At 72.7% G+C, this 15948-nt stretch carries 14 protein-coding genes and 1 pseudogene; 10 read left to right on the top strand and 5 right to left on the bottom strand.

The window, feature by feature from the left end:
- Window positions 1-93: 93 nt before the first annotated feature.
- The 7 genes from glyA (at window position 94) to FHS34_RS10955 (ending at window position 7358) form a co-directional block, all read left to right on the top strand.
- Window positions 94-1419, top strand: a complete 1326-nt coding sequence (gene glyA, locus FHS34_RS10985) for a serine hydroxymethyltransferase (RefSeq protein ID WP_184963688.1) — start codon at window positions 94-96, stop codon at window positions 1417-1419.
- Window positions 1416-2636 (top strand): sarcosine oxidase subunit beta family protein, encoded by a 1221-nt coding sequence (locus tag FHS34_RS10980; protein WP_184963686.1) that lies wholly within the window; start codon window positions 1416-1418, stop codon window positions 2634-2636. Before glyA ends, FHS34_RS10980 begins: the two co-directional genes overlap by 4 nt.
- A gap of 10 nt (window positions 2637-2646) precedes the next feature.
- A complete protein-coding gene (locus FHS34_RS10975; RefSeq protein WP_184963684.1) occupies window positions 2647-2943 on the top strand; it encodes a sarcosine oxidase subunit delta in 297 nt (98 codons plus the stop codon).
- Window positions 2940-5801, top strand: coding sequence for a sarcosine oxidase subunit alpha family protein (locus FHS34_RS10970; RefSeq protein ID WP_184963682.1), 2862 nt, complete (start codon window positions 2940-2942; stop codon window positions 5799-5801). Before FHS34_RS10975 ends, FHS34_RS10970 begins: the two co-directional genes overlap by 4 nt.
- Window positions 5794-6426: a sarcosine oxidase subunit gamma gene (locus tag FHS34_RS10965; RefSeq protein ID WP_184963680.1), complete on the top strand. Its 633-nt coding sequence runs from the start codon at window positions 5794-5796 to the stop codon at window positions 6424-6426. Before FHS34_RS10970 ends, FHS34_RS10965 begins: the two co-directional genes overlap by 8 nt.
- Before the next feature lie 306 nt (window positions 6427-6732).
- A complete protein-coding gene (locus FHS34_RS10960; protein ID WP_184963678.1) occupies window positions 6733-7191 on the top strand; it encodes a cyclic nucleotide-binding domain-containing protein in 459 nt (152 codons plus the stop codon).
- On the top strand, window positions 7188-7358 hold the full coding sequence (locus FHS34_RS10955) for a hypothetical protein (protein WP_184963676.1): 171 nt from the start codon (window positions 7188-7190) through the stop codon (window positions 7356-7358). The genes FHS34_RS10960 and FHS34_RS10955 overlap by 4 nt, the downstream gene beginning before the upstream one ends.
- Window positions 7359-7371: 13 nt before the next feature.
- Here the strand turns inward: FHS34_RS10955 and FHS34_RS10950 are convergent, their stop codons facing one another.
- Window positions 7372-9090: a sensor histidine kinase gene (locus FHS34_RS10950; RefSeq protein ID WP_184964282.1), complete on the bottom strand. Its 1719-nt coding sequence runs from the start codon at window positions 9088-9090 to the stop codon at window positions 7372-7374.
- A 370-nt stretch (window positions 9091-9460) separates the two neighbouring features.
- On the opposite strand from FHS34_RS10950, the gene FHS34_RS10945 reads away from it, so the two are divergent.
- Window positions 9461-9943 carry a pyridoxamine 5'-phosphate oxidase family protein gene (locus FHS34_RS10945; RefSeq protein ID WP_184963674.1) on the top strand — a complete coding sequence of 161 codons (483 nt, stop codon included), beginning with the start codon at window positions 9461-9463 and terminating at the stop codon, window positions 9941-9943.
- A 139-nt stretch (window positions 9944-10082) separates the two neighbouring features.
- Here the strand turns inward: FHS34_RS10945 and FHS34_RS10940 are convergent.
- Together FHS34_RS10940 and FHS34_RS10935 are read right to left on the bottom strand one after the other, a co-directional pair.
- A pseudogene (locus tag FHS34_RS10940) lies at window positions 10083-10289 on the bottom strand (pyridoxamine 5'-phosphate oxidase family protein); the annotation flags it as partial.
- Between the two features lie 15 nt (window positions 10290-10304).
- A complete protein-coding gene (locus FHS34_RS10935; RefSeq protein ID WP_184963672.1) occupies window positions 10305-11390 on the bottom strand; it encodes a zinc-dependent alcohol dehydrogenase family protein in 1086 nt (361 codons plus the stop codon).
- Window positions 11391-11640: 250 nt separating this feature from the next.
- Between FHS34_RS10935 and FHS34_RS10930 the strand changes: the two genes are divergently transcribed.
- Together FHS34_RS10930 and FHS34_RS10925 are read left to right on the top strand one after the other, a co-directional pair.
- Entirely contained in the window at window positions 11641-12045 is a 405-nt protein-coding gene (locus tag FHS34_RS10930; protein ID WP_184963670.1) for an STAS domain-containing protein, read from the top strand.
- Between the two features lie 224 nt (window positions 12046-12269).
- Entirely contained in the window at window positions 12270-12983 is a 714-nt protein-coding gene (locus FHS34_RS10925) for a response regulator (RefSeq protein ID WP_184963668.1), read from the top strand.
- A gap of 105 nt (window positions 12984-13088) precedes the next feature.
- Here the strand turns inward: FHS34_RS10925 and FHS34_RS10920 are convergent, their stop codons facing one another.
- Together FHS34_RS10920 and FHS34_RS10915 are read right to left on the bottom strand one after the other, a co-directional pair.
- Window positions 13089-13973 (bottom strand): universal stress protein, encoded by an 885-nt coding sequence (locus tag FHS34_RS10920; protein ID WP_184963666.1) that lies wholly within the window; start codon window positions 13971-13973, stop codon window positions 13089-13091.
- Between the two features lie 219 nt (window positions 13974-14192).
- Window positions 14193-15689: a hypothetical protein gene (locus FHS34_RS10915; protein WP_184963664.1), complete on the bottom strand. Its 1497-nt coding sequence runs from the start codon at window positions 15687-15689 to the stop codon at window positions 14193-14195.
- Between the last annotated feature and the right edge of the window lie 259 nt (window positions 15690-15948).

Raw genomic sequence — 15948 nt, 5'->3', positions numbered from 1 at the left:
ATGCCCCCTTGACCTGGCCGTCGAGCTCCCATACCTTACCGCACAGGCTGATATATCAGTTGCCCATTAGACGGCTCTCAGGATGGTGCACAGATGGCGACCACCCCGTCGATCAGCACTCTCGCCTCCCCTCTCTCCCTCCCGCTCCACGCGGTCGACCCGGACGTCTCCGCCGCGGTGGACGCCGAGCTGCGCCGTCAGCAGTCGACGCTGGAGATGATCGCCTCGGAGAACTTCACCCCGGCCGCGGTCATGGAGGCCCAGGGCTCGGTGCTGACCAACAAGTACGCCGAGGGCTACCCGGGCCGCCGGTACTACGGTGGCTGCGAACACGTCGACGCCGTCGAGCGGTTGGCCGTGGCCCGGGTGAAGGACCTGTTCGGCGCCGAGGCCGCGAACGTGCAGCCGCACTCGGGCGCCCAGGCCAACGCGGCCGCGATGTTCGCGCTGCTGGAGCCGGGGGACACGATCCTCGGCCTCGACCTCGCGCACGGCGGGCACCTGACCCACGGGATGCGCGTCAACTACTCCGGCAAGCTGTACGACGTCGTCCCCTATCACGTGCGCGAGTCCGACATGCGCATCGACATGGACGAGGTCGAACAGCTCGCTCTCGCGCACCGGCCCAAGCTGATCGTGGCCGGCTGGTCGGCCTACCCCCGGCAGCTGGACTTCGCCGCGTTCCGGCGGATCGCCGACGCGGTGGGCGCCTACCTGATGGTGGACATGGCCCACTTCGCCGGGCTGGTGGTCGCGGGCCTCCACCCGAACCCGGTGCCGTACGCCGACGTCGTCACGACGACCACGCACAAGACCCTCGGCGGCCCGCGCGGAGGCGTGATCCTCAGCCGTGCCGGCCTGGCCAAGAAGATCGACTCCGCGGTCTTCCCGGGGCAGCAGGGCGGACCGCTGGAGCATGTCGTCGCCGCGAAGGCGGTCGCCTTCAAGATGGCGGCGAGCGAGGACTTCAAGGAGCGCCAGCGGCGGACCCTGGAGGGCGCCCGCATCCTCGCCGGCCGGCTGCTGGCCGACGACGTGGCCGAGGCCGGGATCACGGTGCTGACCGGTGGCACCGAGGTGCACCTGGTCCTCGTCGACCTGCGGAACTCCGCGCTCGACGGGAGGCAGGCCGAGGACCGGCTGCACCGCGTCGGCATCACCGTCAACCGCAACGCGGTGCCCTTCGACCCGCGCCCGCCGATGATCTCCTCCGGTCTGCGGATCGGCACCCCGGCCCTGGCCACCCGCGGTTTCGGCGCGACGGAGTTCCGGGAGGCCGCCGACGTCGTCGCCCAGGCACTGAAGGCCGAGCGGCTCGACGACGAGCGGGCGGGGCTGTTGCGAGACCGCGTCGAGAAGCTCGCCGCCGCCTTCCCCCTCTACCCCCACCTGTCCCGCCCGAACGGAGACGCGGCATGATCGCCCAGCCGCTGCCGGAGCACCCGGACTTCTTCTGGCGCAACCCCGAGCCGCGCTCCTCCTACGACGTCGTCATCGTCGGTGCCGGAGGCCACGGGCTGGCGACCGCCTACTACCTCGCCAAGAACCACGGCATCACCGACGTCGCCGTCCTGGAGAGGGGCTGGCTGGCCGGCGGCAACATGGCGCGCAACACCACGATCATCCGCTCCAACTACCTCTGGGACGAGAGCGCGGCGATCTACGAGCACGCCCTCAAACTGTGGGAGGGGCTCCCGGCGGAGCTGGACTACGACTTCCTGTTCAGCCAGCGCGGCGTCCTCAACCTCGCCCACACCCTCCAGGACGTCCGCGAGGGCGTGCGCCGCGTGGGAGCCAACCGCCTCAACGGAGTCGACGCCGAGTGGCTCGAACCGGACGAGGTCGCCGAGGTCTGTCCCATCCTCAACATCTCGCCCCGCACCCGGTACCCGGTCCTCGGCGGCACCTTCCAGCCGCGGGCCGGCATCGCCAAGCACGACCACGTCGCCTGGGCGCTGGCCCACCGCGCCGACGAGATGGGCGTGGACCTGATCCAGGGCTGCGAGGTCACCGGCTTCCTCAAGGACGGCAACCGGGTCGTGGGCGTCGAGACCAACCGCGGCCGCGTCCTCGCCGGCCGGGTCGGACTCGCGGCCGCCGGACACAGCAGCGTTCTCGCCGAGCGGGCCGGGTTCCGGCTGCCGGTGCAGTCCCATCCGCTGCAGGCCCTGGTCTCCGAACTGCACGAGCCGGTACACCCCACCGTGGTCATGTCGAACCACGTGCACGTCTACGTCTCCCAGGCGCACAAGGGCGAGCTGGTGATGGGCGCGGGAGTCGACGCCTACAACGGCTACGGACAGCGCGGCTCCTTCCACGTGATCGAGCAGCAGATGGCCGCCGCCGTCGAACTGTTCCCCGTCTTCGCCCGCGCGCACGTGCTGCGCACCTGGGGCGGCATCGTCGACGTCACCCCGGACGCCTCCCCGATCATCGGCACCACCCCCGTCGAGAACCTCTTCGTCAACTGCGGGTGGGGCACCGGCGGGTTCAAGGCCACCCCGGCCGCCGGCTGGACCTTCGCGCACACCGTCGCCACGGGCGAGCCGCATCCGCTGAACGCGCCCTTCGCCCTCGACCGCTTCACGACGGGCGCCCTGATCGACGAACACGGCGCGGCGGCCGTGGCCCACTGAGGAGGACACCGTGTTGCTGATCAGCTGCCCGTGGTGCGGTCCGCGTGACGAGACCGAGTACCACTACGGGGGACAGGCCCACGTTCCCCACCCCGAGAGCCCCGCGGACCTCTCCGACGAGCAGTGGGCCGCATACGTCTTCTACCGCGACAACTCCAAGGGCCCCTTCGCCGAGCGCTGGGTGCACAGCACCGGCTGCCGCCGCTGGTTCAACGTCCTGCGCGACACCGCCACCCACGAGGTGCTCGCCGTCTACCGGCTCGACGGGCCCCGCCCCGCACCGCCACAGGCCGGAGGGAACCGATGACCGACCAGCAGTTCCGGCTCCGGCACGGCGGCCGCGTCGACCGCGGCACCGTGCTGCGGTTCACCGTCGACGGGCGGGAGCTGACCGGACACCCCGGCGACACCGTCGCCTCGGCCATGCTGGCCAACGGGCTCGTCCAGGCCGCCCCGTCGCTCTACCGCGGCCGCCCGCGAGGCGTCGTCGCCGCGGGCGTCGAGGAGCCCAATGCCCTGGTGCAGCTCGACGGCCCGTGCTCGGAGGGCATGCTGCCGGCCACGACGGTGGAGCTGTACGACGGCCTGTCCGCCACCACGCTGTCCGGGATGGGACGGCTCGACCCGGCCCCCGACCCCGCCGTCTACGACAAGAAGTACGTCCACACCGACGTCCTCGTGGTCGGCGCCGGCCCGGCCGGACTCGCTGCCGCGGCCGGGGCCGCCCGCTCCGGCGCCCGCGTGATCCTCGTCGACGACCAGCCCGAACCCGGCGGTTCACTGCTCTCCGGCACGCGGGACGACCTCGAACGGGCCGCCGGGTTCCGCGCGGCGCTCGACGCCGCCCCCGAGGCCGTCGTCCTGCCGCGCACCACGGCCTTCGGCTCGTACGACGACAACTACGTGCTCGCCCTGCAACGGCGCACCGACCACCTCGGCCCCGAGGCCCCAGCGGGCGTCTCACGCCAGCGCCTGTGGCACATCCGCGCCCGCCAGGTGATTCTGGCGACCGGCGCGCACGAGCGTCCCCTGGTCTTCGCCGGCAACGACCGGCCCGGCGTGATGCTCGCCGGGGCCGTGCGCACGTACCTCAACCGGTACGCGGTGGCGCCGGGTTCGCGGGCCGTGGTCGGCACGAACAACGACAGCGCCTACGACACCGTCGCCGACCTGCACGCCGCCGGCATCGACATCGCCGCGGTCGTGGACGCACGCCCCGGGCTGTCTCCCCGGGCCGCCGAGGTCGCCGCCGTGACCGGCGTACCGGTGCGGACCGGCAGCGCGGTGGTCGGCACCGAGGGAGAGGGCCGGCTCAGCGGCGTCACCGTCCAGGCGCTCGACGCGGACGGTCGGCTCACCGGCGCCCCACGGTCGTTCGACTGCGACCTGCTCGCCGTCTCGGGCGGCTGGAGCCCGGTGGTGCACCTGCACAGCCAGCGGCAGGGCCGGCTGCGCTGGGACGAGGACCTGGTCGCCTTCGTCCCCGACGGCGCCGTACGCGACCAGCGGGTCGTCGGTGCGGCCCGGGGGACGTACGACCTCGACGGCTGTCTGGCCGAAGGGGCGCGGGCGGGTGCGCGGGCCGCCACGGAGGCCGGGTTCCCGGTGGCCGTACCGCCGGCCCCCGACGCGCGGTCCGCCGTCGCGCCGACGCGTGCCCTGTGGCTGGTGCCCGCCCCCGACGGCGAACCCGCCGCCTGGGACACCCACTTCGTCGACCTCCAGCGCGACGTCACCGTGGCCGACGTCTGGCGCTCCACCGGCGCCGGCATGCGCGGCGTCGAACACGTCAAGCGCTACACCTCCCTCGGCACGGCGAACGACCAGGGCAAGACCTCCGGAGTCAACGCGATCGGCGTGATCGCCGAGGCCCTCGGCGGTTCGCCGGCGGAGATCGGCACGACGGCGTACCGGGCGCCGTACACACCGATCGCCTTCGCGGCCCTCGCCGGACGGGAGCGAGGCGACCTCTTCGACCCGGAGCGCAGGGCCTCGCTGCACGGCCTGCACGTGGCGCACGGCGCGGAGTTCGAGGACGTCGGGCAGTGGAAGCGCCCCCGGTACTACCCGCTGCCCGGCGAGGACATGGACACCGCCGTGGCCCGGGAGTGCCGCGCCGCCCGCGAAGGGGTGGCGTTCATGGACGCGTCCACCCTGGGCAAGATCGAGATCTGGGGCGCGGACGCGGGCGAGTTCCTCAACCGCGTCTACACCAACGCGTTCAAGAAGCTGAAGCCCGGCACGGCCCGCTACGGCGTGATGTGCAAGCCCGACGGCATGATCTTCGACGACGGTGTGACCCTGCGCCTCGACGACAACCGCTACTTCATGACCACCACGACCGGCGGCGCCGCCCATGTCCTGGACTGGCTGGAGGAGTGGCTGCAGACGGAGTGGCCCGAACTCGACGTGCACTGCACGTCGGTGACCGAGCAGTGGGCGACGATCGCCGTCGTGGGCCCGAAGTCGCGCGAGGTCGTCGCCCGGCTCGCGCCCGACGCCGACCTGTCCGCCGAGGCGTTCCCCTTCATGGCCTTCCATGAGACCACCCTGGCCTCCGGCATTCCCGCCCGCATCTGCCGGATCTCCTTCTCCGGCGAACTCGCCTACGAGATCAACGTCTCCTCGTGGTACGGCCCGGCCGTCTGGGAGCGGGTCCACGAGGCCGGACGGCCGTGGGGCATCACCCCCTACGGCACCGAGACCATGCACGTCCTGCGGGCCGAGAAGGGCTACATCATCGTCGGCCAGGACACCGACGGCACCGTCACCCCGCAGGACGCGAGCATGTCCTGGGTCGTCTCGAAGCAGAAGGACTTCATCGGCAAGCGGTCCCACTCCCGTGCCGACACCTCCCGTAGGGACCGCAAGCAGCTGGTCGGCCTGCTGCCGGTGGACCGCACGACCCGGCTGCCCGAGGGCACCCAGCTCGTCGCGCCGGACGTGCCGGTCACCCCCGGGACCGGTCCGGTGCCCATGCTCGGCCACGTCACCTCCAGCTACCACAGCCCGGCCCTCGGCCGCCCCTTCGCCCTCGCCCTCGTCGCCGGAGGCCGGGCGAGGATCGGCGAGACCCTGCTCGCCCCCGTCGGGGAGGACCTCGTGCCCGTCGAGGTGACCGAATCCGTCCTCTACGACCCCGAAGGGACCAAGCGCGATGGCTGAGCCCACGACGAGCGACGCGGGGGCGGGCCCACCGGCCCCGCGCACCAGCCCCCTGGCCCATCTGGCGGACCGGATGCGTGCCGCCGCCGTCACCGGCGCCCGCGGTGTGACGCTGGCCGAGTGGCCGTTCGTCACCATGGTGAACCTGCGCGTCGATCCCGCGTCCGAGGCGGCCGTCCGCATCGAGAAGACTCTGGGCGCGCCGCTGCCGCGACAGTGCGGCCACACCACCGCGTCCGGCCCGCACACGCTCGTCTGGCTCGGCCCCGACGAGTGGCTCGTGCTGTCCCACGCCGACGGCACCGCCGTGGCCGGCGAGTTGGGGGAGGCGCTCGCGGGCGATCCCGGCTCGGTGGTGGACGTCTCGGCCAACCGCACCACGCTGGAGCTGAGCGGTCCGGCCGCCCGGCAGGTGCTGGAGAAGGGCTGCCCACTCGACCTGCACCCCCGGGCCCACGGACCCGGCCGGGCGGTGTCGACCACGGTGGGCCCCGTGGCGGTGCTGCTCTGGCAGGTCGACGACGCACCGACGTACCGGTTGTTCCCGCGGTCCTCGTTCGCCGACTACCTGGCGCGCTGGCTCATCGACGCGATGGCCGAGTACCGGGGCCCGGAGGTGCCCTGACGGCTCTGTGGCACCCCCCGCCACAGCCACGTCGGCCCTGGTGGAAAGGCGACGCACGTGGTGTGCTGGTACTGGCGGGAAGGACCCGTAGGAGACGCGGGGAAGCGGCCGGCGGCCGTGCACCGCGCAATCTGGATCCGCGAGAAGTGGATGGCGCCCTTCCCGTCCGTCATGTCGTGGCAGGGGCAGTGGCCACCGCCGGCCGGCTCGGGGCCGAAGGGCCCCCGGCCGGGCCCGGCCGGCCCGTGGTGCGCCCGGGCGGACGCGCCCACGCTGAGGGCAGCAGCCACGAAGGGAGTCGGTGCGATGACCTCCGCCACCACCATGACCGCGGCCCTTGCACCCGTGCACCGCGAACAGCTGATGACCCTCGCCCGCGAGGTGTCCTACGCGGCGGGCAGCCGGATGTTCGAGGAGGGCCGGCGCGCCGACCGCTTCTGGATCGTGCGCACCGGCACCGTCGCGCTCGACCTGCACGTGCCCGGCCGCCGGCCCGCCGTCATCGAGACCCTCGGTCACGGCGAACTGATCGGCTGGTCGTGGCACTACCCCCCGTATCTCTGGCACCTGGGCGCCGAAGCGACGAGCCCGGTGCGGGCCTGGGAGTTCGACGCCGAGGCCGTACGGGCGATGTGCGTCGCGGACCCTGAGATCGGCCGGGCGGTCGCCGTATGGGTCGGACGCGTCGTCGCTCAACGCCTGCACGCCTCCCGGGTGCGGCTGCTCGACCTCTACGCCCCGTACGGCGCCGGAGACCTGCTGTGATCGCCTGGTACCGGGAGCGGGCCGGCACGGACGGCGGTCCGCACCGAGCGGGTGACGTCATGACGCGCGCCGTCGGCCCCGGCGGCCGCGTGGCCCTGTTCCCGGTACGCGGCGTGGCGGGTGTCGCCGGCGTGGACCGCAGGCTCACCGCTGCCGGAAGGGAGTGAAGGAGAGCAAGGCCTACCGGGTGGGCAGCGGGACGCTCCAGTCCAGCACGGCGCCGCCCCCCTCGGGACTCGTCACCTCGAACCGCCCGCCGAGCTTCTCCGCCCGCTCGGCCATGTTGGCCAGCCCGCTGCGCCGGCCGTCGGGCGGGATGCCCACACCGCTGTCGGAGACCTTCAGGCACACCTCGCGGCCGTCGGTCGTCAGCACGACCTGAGCCCGGTCGGCGTGGGCGTGCCGGGCGATGTTGGCGAGGGCCTCGGACAGTACGGCCATGACGTCGTCGGCGATCTCGGGCGGCACATCGGTGTCGACCAGGCCTTCCATCCGCACGCCGGCGGCGAAGCCCAGCAGGGGCGTGGCCTCGCCCACCGCGCTGACGACCCTCGCCCGCAGTCCGGTTCCGGCGGTGCCCGAGTGTGCCCGCAGCCCGAAGATCGTCGACCTGATGATCTTGATGGTCTCGTCGAGGTCGTCCACGGCCCGCAGCACCCGCTCGGCGGCCTCGGGATGCTCGATGAAGCGGCCCGCGCTCTGCAGGGTCATCCCCGTGGCGAACAGCCGCTGGATGGCGAGGTCGTGCAGGTCCCGGGCGATGCGGTCGCGGTCCTCCAGCAGCGCGATCTGCTGGGCGTCCTGCCTGCGCTCGGCCAGCTCCATCGCGATCGACGCCTGGGCGGCGAAACCCTGCAGCATCTCGGTCTCCTTCTGGAAGAAGACCGGCCGGCCGGATTCCCGCGCCACCAGGACCACACCCCGTACGCCGCCGGCGCCGGTGCCGATCGGGACGGCCACGGCGGGGCCGAGCCCCTCGAAGCGCGGCGGCTCGGGGGAGATCCGCGGGTCGTGGATGACGTCGTCGCTGGTCACTGGGGCGCTCGCGGTGTACGCCAGTCCCATCAGGCTGTCGTGCATGGGCAGCACCAGGCCGCGGTGGGCCTCCGCGTCCACTCCGACGGCGATCTCCACGGCGAGCGACTTCGTGCCTTCCATGGGCATGGCGACCGCCGCCAGAGCCGAGTCCGAGATCTCCCGGGCACGCTCGGCGATCAGCCCCAGGGAGTCGGCGCGATCGGTGCCGGACATCAGGCTGTGGCTGATCTCCGCGTTGGCGCGCAGCCAGCGCTCCCGCAGCCGGGAGTTCTCGTACAGGCGCGCGTTGTCGATGGCCACGCCCGCGGCCACGGCCAGGGTGGACAGGACCGACTCGTCCTCCTCGTCGAATTCCGCGCCACCACGCTTCTCGGTCAGGTACAGATTGCCGAAGACCTCGTCGCGGACCCGGATCGGGACGCCGAGGAAGCTGTTCATCGGAGGGTGGCCCGGCGGCAGACCGTATGACGCCGGATGCTCGGAGATCTTCGCGAGCCGGAGCGGATGCGGGTGCCGGATCAGCTCGCCGAGAATGCCATGGCCCTCCGGATAGGGGCCGATCGCGGAGATCTGCGCCTCGGTGACACCCACCGTGTGGAACGCGGACAGCCGGGTGCCGTCGGGTCCGATCACGCCCAGTGCGGCGTACTCGGCGTCCACGAGCACCACGGCGGCCTCGACGATGGAGCGCAGGACCTGCTCCAGGTCCAGCTCCCGGCCGACGGAGAGGACCGCCTCCAGCAGACTGCGCACCCGGTCCTGCGTGCCCCGGGCCGCGTTGATCCGGGCCTGCAGCTCCTCCAGCAGCTCGTCGAGCTTCAGCTGCGGCAGCCGTACGCGGGGCTCCTCCGGGACTGCCACCACGTTCCTCCAGATCCTCGGCGCGCGGACCCCGCACCGGTGGGTCACTTCCACGGTATCGGCTCCGCCCCGGGGCGGTACGCCGGGTCGGCGCCACCCGGCTCCCGGACGCCCTCCCGGGGGCGCCGCCGCGGAATCCGCGGGCGGACAACCAGGGGCTTCCGACGCGCAGTTGCGCAGCGGGCGAAGCCGGGCCGATCGGCCCCTGCCCGGGGACCGGTCGGCACTGGAGACACACGGGGCCACGGGCGACAGTGGCATCAGGAGCGGCACCGACCCCCGCGGTGTCGCTCCGCCGCACGGGCGCCACGCGCGCACCGGCCGCCGAGTCCGACCAGAAGAGAGCCACGCACACGCGAAGAAGCCAGTCATGATCCCTCATCGCGATCCGGCGCAGCGCCGTGTCGACCTCGACCGGGCCGAGGCACTGCGGCTGCTCGGCAGCGTGTCCTTGGGCAGGGTCGTCTTCACCCGGCAGGCACTGCCCACCGTCCGCCCGGTCAACCACATCCTGGACGGCGGTGACATCGTGATCCGGATGCACGAGGGCGCGGCCCTGACCTCGCGGGCGAAGGAGTCCCAGAGCGCCGGCGTGGTCGTCGCCTACGAGGCCGACGCGATCGACCCGGAGACGCACCTCGGCTGGAGCGTGGTGGTCACCGGCTACGCCCGCCTCGTCACCGACCCCGCGGAACTGGCGCGCCTGCGCGGACTGCTCGTTCCCTGGATGCGCCAGCCCGAGATGGACCAGGCGGTCCGCATCCGCCCCGAACTGGTCACGGGTGTGCTGCTCACCGAGACGGAGGTGGCCGCGGGCGAAGCCCGTGCACATGACCGAGCGGCGGGCACATGACCGAGCGGCCGCCGGGCCCGCGGCCGGAGCGGGGCCCGCGGCCGTGACGGACCCGGCGGCGCGACTTGCCACCGCCGCGCCAGAATCCTCTACCGCCGCACCAGGACCCTCCACCGCCGCCGCCCCGGCTGTCGGTTCGGACCGCGATACGGCGTCCGGTCACCGCGTCGGGCTCGATGCGCACCCACAGGTCCCGTTCACCGCCCGCCCAAGGCCGGCTGTACGCCCGCTCGGTGAGGCGCCGCTGTTCCTGAGGGTCCGACACCGTCCGTGCCCGGCCCCGGACCAGCACGCTCCAGCCCTGGCTGAAGGCGTCGTCGATGCGATCCACCTCGAAGGCCACTCTGCCCGGTCATGGCCGTCACCCTCCTTCCCGGTCGGTGCGCGGTACGGCTACTTCCGCGTGCCGCTCCCCGCCGAGCACGACCTTGAGCGCACCGGTCTCGGCGGCCTGGGAGAAGACGTCGTAGGCCTCCTCCATCTGTTTCAGCGGGAAGGTGTGGGTGACCAGTTGTCCGGTCGGGAGCCGGCCGGCGGCCGTCATCCGCAGCAAGGTGGGTGTCGAGCGGGTGTCCACCAGGCCGGTGGTGATGGTGACGTTCCTGATCCACAGGTCTTCGAGGTGCAGCGTGACGGGCTTGCCGTGCACGCCGATGTTGGCCACGTGCCCGCCTGGGCGGACCATGCGGGTGCACAGCTCGAAGCTGTCGGGGACGCCGACCGCCTCCATGACCACATCCGCGCCGAGCCCGTCCGTCAGATCGGCCACCAGTTGGCCGGGTGCCTCGCGGACGTCGGCCACGGCGTCTGCGCCGAGCCGGCGGGCGGCCTCCAGCCGGGCCGCGACCAGGTCGATCGAGATGATCCGCTCCGGAGAGAACAGCCGCGCCGTGGCGACGGCCGCGAGCCCGATGGGTCCGGCACCCACGATGGCGACGGTGTCGCCGGGCCGCACGTGCCCGTTGAGGACACCCACCTCGTAGGCGGTCGGGAAGATGTCCGCCAGCAGCACGGCGTCCTCGCTGCGGACGGCGGCGGGCAGCGGATGGACGGACAGATCGGCATGGGGTACGCGGACGTACTCGGCCTGGGTCCCGTCGATCAGATGGCCGAGGATCCACCCCCCGCCGCCCCGGCACTGGCCGTAGGAGCCGCCCCGGCAGAACCGGCACCGTCCGCAGGAGGTGATGCAGGAGATCAGCACCCGGTCTCCCGGGCGTACCGTCAGCACGTCGCTGCCCACCTCGACGATCTCGCCGACCGCCTCGTGGCCGAGCACCGTGCCGAGAGGGACCTCCGGCACGTCTCCCCTGAGGATGTGCAGGTCCGTCCCGCAGATGGTCACGGCGCCGACCCTGACGACCGCGTCGGTGGGATCCTTGACGGCGGGGTCCGGGACGTCCTGCCAGGACGCCTGACCGGGACCATGGAAGACGAAGCCTTTCATCGGGTTCCTCACCCTCTTCGGTCGCACGCCGTGGGACCGGTCGTCCCGGCACGGTGCCGGAGCCGCCCGCACCTTCAGCCTCCCCAGTCGCCCACCGGTGCCGCTTGGGCCGTCCGGCCCCCCGGGCCCGGCCGGACGGTGCCCATCGAGGCCGGCCGCCTGCCATGAGCCGCGTCGTGGCCCGGACGGATCGGCGGCCCAGGGCCGAACGGCCCTTGCGCTTCGTCCGCGTCCCGGGTTCGCTCGTTCCATGTCCGAGAACGACACGGCCTGCGTGGCGGAGCACCGCACCGTGAAGGGAGCGGCCCTGCCCCACCACGCGACCGGCGGGGCGATCATCGTGTCCGTACACGGCGAGATGGACGCGGTGACCGCGCCCACGCTGATCGAACGGTTCGACGCGCTCACCGCGCACCCGCATCCCGACCTGGTGCTGGACCTGCGGTCGGTCACCTTCATCGACTGCGCCGGCCTCGGAGTACTGTGCCGCGCTCGCAACCGGGCACTGGCCCGGTGCGGCAGGCTGCGGCTGATCACGCAGAGCGCGCGCTTCCGGCGTGTACTGCGGGCCACGGGACTGGGCCACGTCTTCGAGGTGCACGAACGACTCCCGCGGCTCGCGCCCGGTCCCCACGGCTCCGCTCAGCCCCGCTGAGAGACCCGGACAGCCCTCCGCCCCGGCCCCGTTCCGCGACCGACGGCGGCGTGACTCTCGGGCGGTCCGGCCACGGGTCGGCCGACGTGCGGTCCGGTCTCGCACCCGACGACCATGGAGTCGGTGGGGCCGGTCGGCCCTAGTGCACCCGGTGCCCGTGGATGGATGATCAGCCGGCGTGGGCAGGCCGCAGTCTGTCCGTACCCGGGGAACGAGAGGCCGTCATGACCGAGACGCGCAGCTTCACGGAGCAGGACCCCATCCGGGTGTTCCTGCTGGACGACCACGAGGTGGTACGACGCGGCCTGGCCGACCTGCTCGACGCCGAACCGGACATCCGCGTCGTCGGCGACGCCGACACCGCCGAGCACGCACTGGCCCGCGGCCCCGCCCTCCGCCCGCACGTAGCCGTGCTCGACGTGCGGCTGCCGGACGGGGACGGCATCACCGTCTGCCGGGAACTGCGCAGCCGGATGCCGGACCTGGCGTGCCTGATGCTGACCTCGTTCGACGACGAGGACGCCCTCCTGGACGCCATCATGGCCGGCGCCTCGGGATACGTGCTGAAGCAGATCAAGGGTTCCGACCTCGTCTCCGCGGTCCGCACCGTCGCGTCGGGGCAGTCGATGCTCGACCCCGCGACCACGGCCCGCCTCATGCGTTCCCTGCGGACCGATCCGGCGGACACCCCCTCCGTGCCGAGCGAGTTGGCGAGCCTGTCACCGCGTGAACGGGACATCCTGGCCCTGATCGGGGACGGTCTCACCAACCGCGAGATCGGCAGGAGGCTGTACCTGTCGGAGAAAACCGTCAAGAACCACATCTCACGGATGCTGGCGAAGCTGGGCGTCCAGCGCAGGGTCCAGGCGGCGGTCCTCGCCTCGCATCTGGGGTCGCCGGAGCGCGTGGAGCACTCGTCCCGTCACTGCGCACCGTAGCCCCGGCGGTCGACGGACGGATCCCCGCCCCGTCCCCCGGCGGCCCGCCTGCCCGGGCCCACCCCTACACGGCCCGGCCGCTGCCGAGCGGTGCCGGCGTCGGCGTCAGGCGGACGCGGTGGCCCCCGGACGCTGGGGCACGACCGCGACCGGGCACTGAGCGTGACGCAGCAGCGTGTGGCCCGGTTGGCCGAGCGGGAGGCCGAAACGGCCGGTCCCGCGGCGCGTGCCGATGATCACGAGATCCGCGGCCGCCGACCGGTCTACCAGCACCTTGCCCGCCGTCCCGTGGATCACCGTGCGGTGCGTCCGGACCCGCGGATGCTCGGCGATCAGGTCGTCGAGCGACGCGCCGGGAGCTGCGGAAGGGTCCGCCCCGGCCTGCTCGTCCGCCGGCACCCGCTCGCCGCCCGCGCCGGAGGCGGTCCGGCGCCCGGTCCGTACGACGTCCAGGGCGCAGCCCCGTACATCGGCCTCGTGGAAGGCGAACCGCATGGCCTCCACGCCGATCTCGGCGTCCGAGAGACCGAGCAGGATCCGTCCGTGTCTACCGGCGAGCCCCGCGCGATCACCGCGCACCACCACCACGGGGCCGTGCGCCCGGGCCGCGACGGTCAGTCCGACCGAACCGAGAAACATCTCCTTGAGGAAGCCGCGCCCGTGCGAGCCCGTCACCAGTGCGAACGCGCCGTCGCCCTCATGCAGGAGGGCGGCCGCGGGGTCTTCCGGAATGATGTCGGTGGTGACCTTCACATCGGGGTTGCGCCGTTCCGCGCGATCGGCCGCGGCGGCCACGATCCGCTGGGCCAGCACCTGCTCCAAGGGGCGCTCCGGGTCGGTCGACGGCGCCGCGCCCTCGAAACGCTCCCAGAGCGAGGCGTGGACGAGCCGGAGCGGAAGATCGTGTCGGGCGGCCTCGTCCACGGCCCAGTCGACCGCGAGCAGACAAGCGTCCGACCCGTCGACGCCCACGACCAGAGGGAGTGCCATCGTCCTCGCCACCTTTCACGGAGACTGCCGGGTCCGTGCAGCACAGGGGGCGATTACACGGTCGCATCCGTCGTCCGCGGAGGACGAGGGCCCTTCGGCTCTCTCCTGGGGCTTTCGGCCCTCGCGGCCGGGCCGCGGACGTCGGCCACGGCCTCCGAACGGACCTGGGCCGGCCCGAGCGCTTGGTCACCCCCTCGGTGCCACCGGGCGCGGTGCCCCTCAGAAGCCGCTGCGCCGCAGCGCGTCGGTGAGCATCAACGCCGGAATCACTTCGTGCACTTGGGCGGAGTTCGTGTAGGGCACACTGCCCTGGAGCCGCTCGGCCAGGCTCTTCCACGCGGCCATGGGCAGCGCGGTGAGCGACTTGCGGCCGTCGGGGGTCTCGGCATGGGCGGGGGCCTGGCCGGACACCATCCCGAACAGCGAAAGGACCGGGGCCAGCTGGACGGGGTCGTTCTGTGTGTAGAGGCGGGCGATCTTCGTTGCGGCCGCGCCCCGCGTCGCCCACGCGGCGACATGGGTCAGCGGCGTGCGTGTCACCGAGACCTGGTCCGCGTGCGGATCGAACAGGTAGATCTCCTGGAGCGTGTCCAGCAGGAGCGGGTGGTTCTGGTTGGCGGGGTTCGTCAGGAAGCACGACAACAGTGCGTGACCGCTGCTGAACGACCCCATGGCGAGCCGTCCGATGGGACCGAAGGAGAAGTTCCCGGCTCGCCGGAACATGAAGGCCTGGATCTCCTCCAGGTACTCCTGGAGGAAGACGGCCTCGCCGAACGACGTGATCTCGTCGCACGTTCGGTCATCGGCCCGCGGCAGCGGCAGCACCAGCACCACCTTGCGCCCGGAGGCCTGGATCTGGTGGACGAGGCCCTTGGCCGAGGGGAACTCGAGGAGGGGATCGCCCATGTACCGCAAGGGGCGGAGCAGACCGAAGAACTGGTAGTCCCAGCCCCACGGGTAGGTGTCGTTCGTCATCGGGTCGTGACGGTCCCGGGGATCCTTGAAGAAGCCGTTCGGAACGTTCTGGGCCGCCGCGGGACGGAAGAAGACCAGGAAGGGCGCGGGCGGGGCGCCGGGCTGCCGCGGTACCTCGGCCGGCCAGAAGACCGCCACGAGCTGTGGCGCGCCGACGCCGGGCAGCCGCAGTACGAGGACTTCCCCGAACGGGGTCACCGTGCGCTGCTCCACGGCGATCCGGCCGTCGGCGATGGGCGGCGAGCCGATGAAGGCCGTGTCGGTCACCTGGGGCAGCGGGGAGTACACATCGGGCGGCATCGGCACGGGTGGGCTGCGGAACGTCATGTCGCCGGGCGGCGGCGCGGGCGGGGAGCCGGGATAGTCGGGTCCCGATTGGGCGAGGTTTCGCCGTGCGGTTTCGGTGGCGTCGCGCAGCGGCGAGAAGTGCACCACCATGACGGTGGTCAGGCCGAGCGGGGACGGCAGGACGGTCGGCGGTTCCCAGCCGTCCGGCAGGAAGGTGGGCTGGACGCTGCCGAACGCGTCGATCTCCAGCCGCGCGCCCACCGTTCCGTATGTGGCCGGCTCGAAGGAGGCGGCCTGGATCTCGATCTGCGCCGAGGCGTCCGGGACCGTGAAGACGGACTGGTCCAGCACCACGGCGGTCGCGGAGACGGCGCTTCCGTTGACCGAGATCGTGAACTCGCACTGGGTCGTGGCCTCGCCACGGATGCGGCCGCTGAGGACGAGCTGACCCATGGTGTCTCCTCTCGTGGGCCGAGTGGAGGGCCCGGCCGGAGCTTCAGGGCCGTGGAACCGGAACGCGCGTGACCGCCCGGCCGGGGCCGGGGCCTTCCGTTCCGGGGCCCGACAGCCGCGACGCGCGTCGCATCCGTTCTGAGGTTCCAGTGAATCCCACGCCGCCGTGCGCCGCGACTCGGGGACGGCCCACCGGTCGCGGCGCGGCCCCGTCCTTCCCCTCGGCCCGACTCCCCGGCCGCGGGGACGGCGGCACCGC

It is taken from the genome of Streptomyces echinatus, from assembly GCF_014203595.1.
Taxonomy (GTDB): Bacteria; Actinomycetota; Actinomycetes; order Streptomycetales; family Streptomycetaceae; genus Streptomyces; species Streptomyces echinatus.
The sequence above is the reverse complement of the archived record's forward strand: the minus strand, read 5'-3'. Positions and strand labels throughout refer to the sequence as shown.

Bases quoted from the DNA above. Each gene is read 5' to 3' on its own strand.
- FHS34_RS10920 (WP_184963666.1), bottom strand. From the start codon at position 13,973: ATGGCACTCCCTCTGGTCGTGGGCGTCGACGGGTCGGACGCTTGTCTG.
- FHS34_RS10915 (WP_184963664.1), bottom strand. From the start codon at position 15,689: ATGGGTCAGCTCGTCCTCAGCGGCCGCATCCGTGGCGAGGCCACGACC.
- FHS34_RS10960 (WP_184963678.1), top strand. From the start codon at position 6,733: ATGACCTCCGCCACCACCATGACCGCGGCCCTTGCACCCGTGCACCGC.
- FHS34_RS10935 (WP_184963672.1), bottom strand. From the start codon at position 11,390: ATGAAAGGCTTCGTCTTCCATGGTCCCGGTCAGGCGTCCTGGCAGGAC.
- FHS34_RS10930 (WP_184963670.1), top strand. From the start codon at position 11,641: ATGTCCGAGAACGACACGGCCTGCGTGGCGGAGCACCGCACCGTGAAG.
- FHS34_RS10970 (WP_184963682.1), top strand. From the start codon at position 2,940: ATGACCGACCAGCAGTTCCGGCTCCGGCACGGCGGCCGCGTCGACCGC.
- glyA (WP_184963688.1), top strand. From the start codon at position 94: ATGGCGACCACCCCGTCGATCAGCACTCTCGCCTCCCCTCTCTCCCTC.
- FHS34_RS10965 (WP_184963680.1), top strand. From the start codon at position 5,794: ATGGCTGAGCCCACGACGAGCGACGCGGGGGCGGGCCCACCGGCCCCG.
- FHS34_RS10925 (WP_184963668.1), top strand. From the start codon at position 12,270: ATGACCGAGACGCGCAGCTTCACGGAGCAGGACCCCATCCGGGTGTTC.
- FHS34_RS10980 (WP_184963686.1), top strand. From the start codon at position 1,416: ATGATCGCCCAGCCGCTGCCGGAGCACCCGGACTTCTTCTGGCGCAAC.
- FHS34_RS10945 (WP_184963674.1), top strand. From the start codon at position 9,461: ATGATCCCTCATCGCGATCCGGCGCAGCGCCGTGTCGACCTCGACCGG.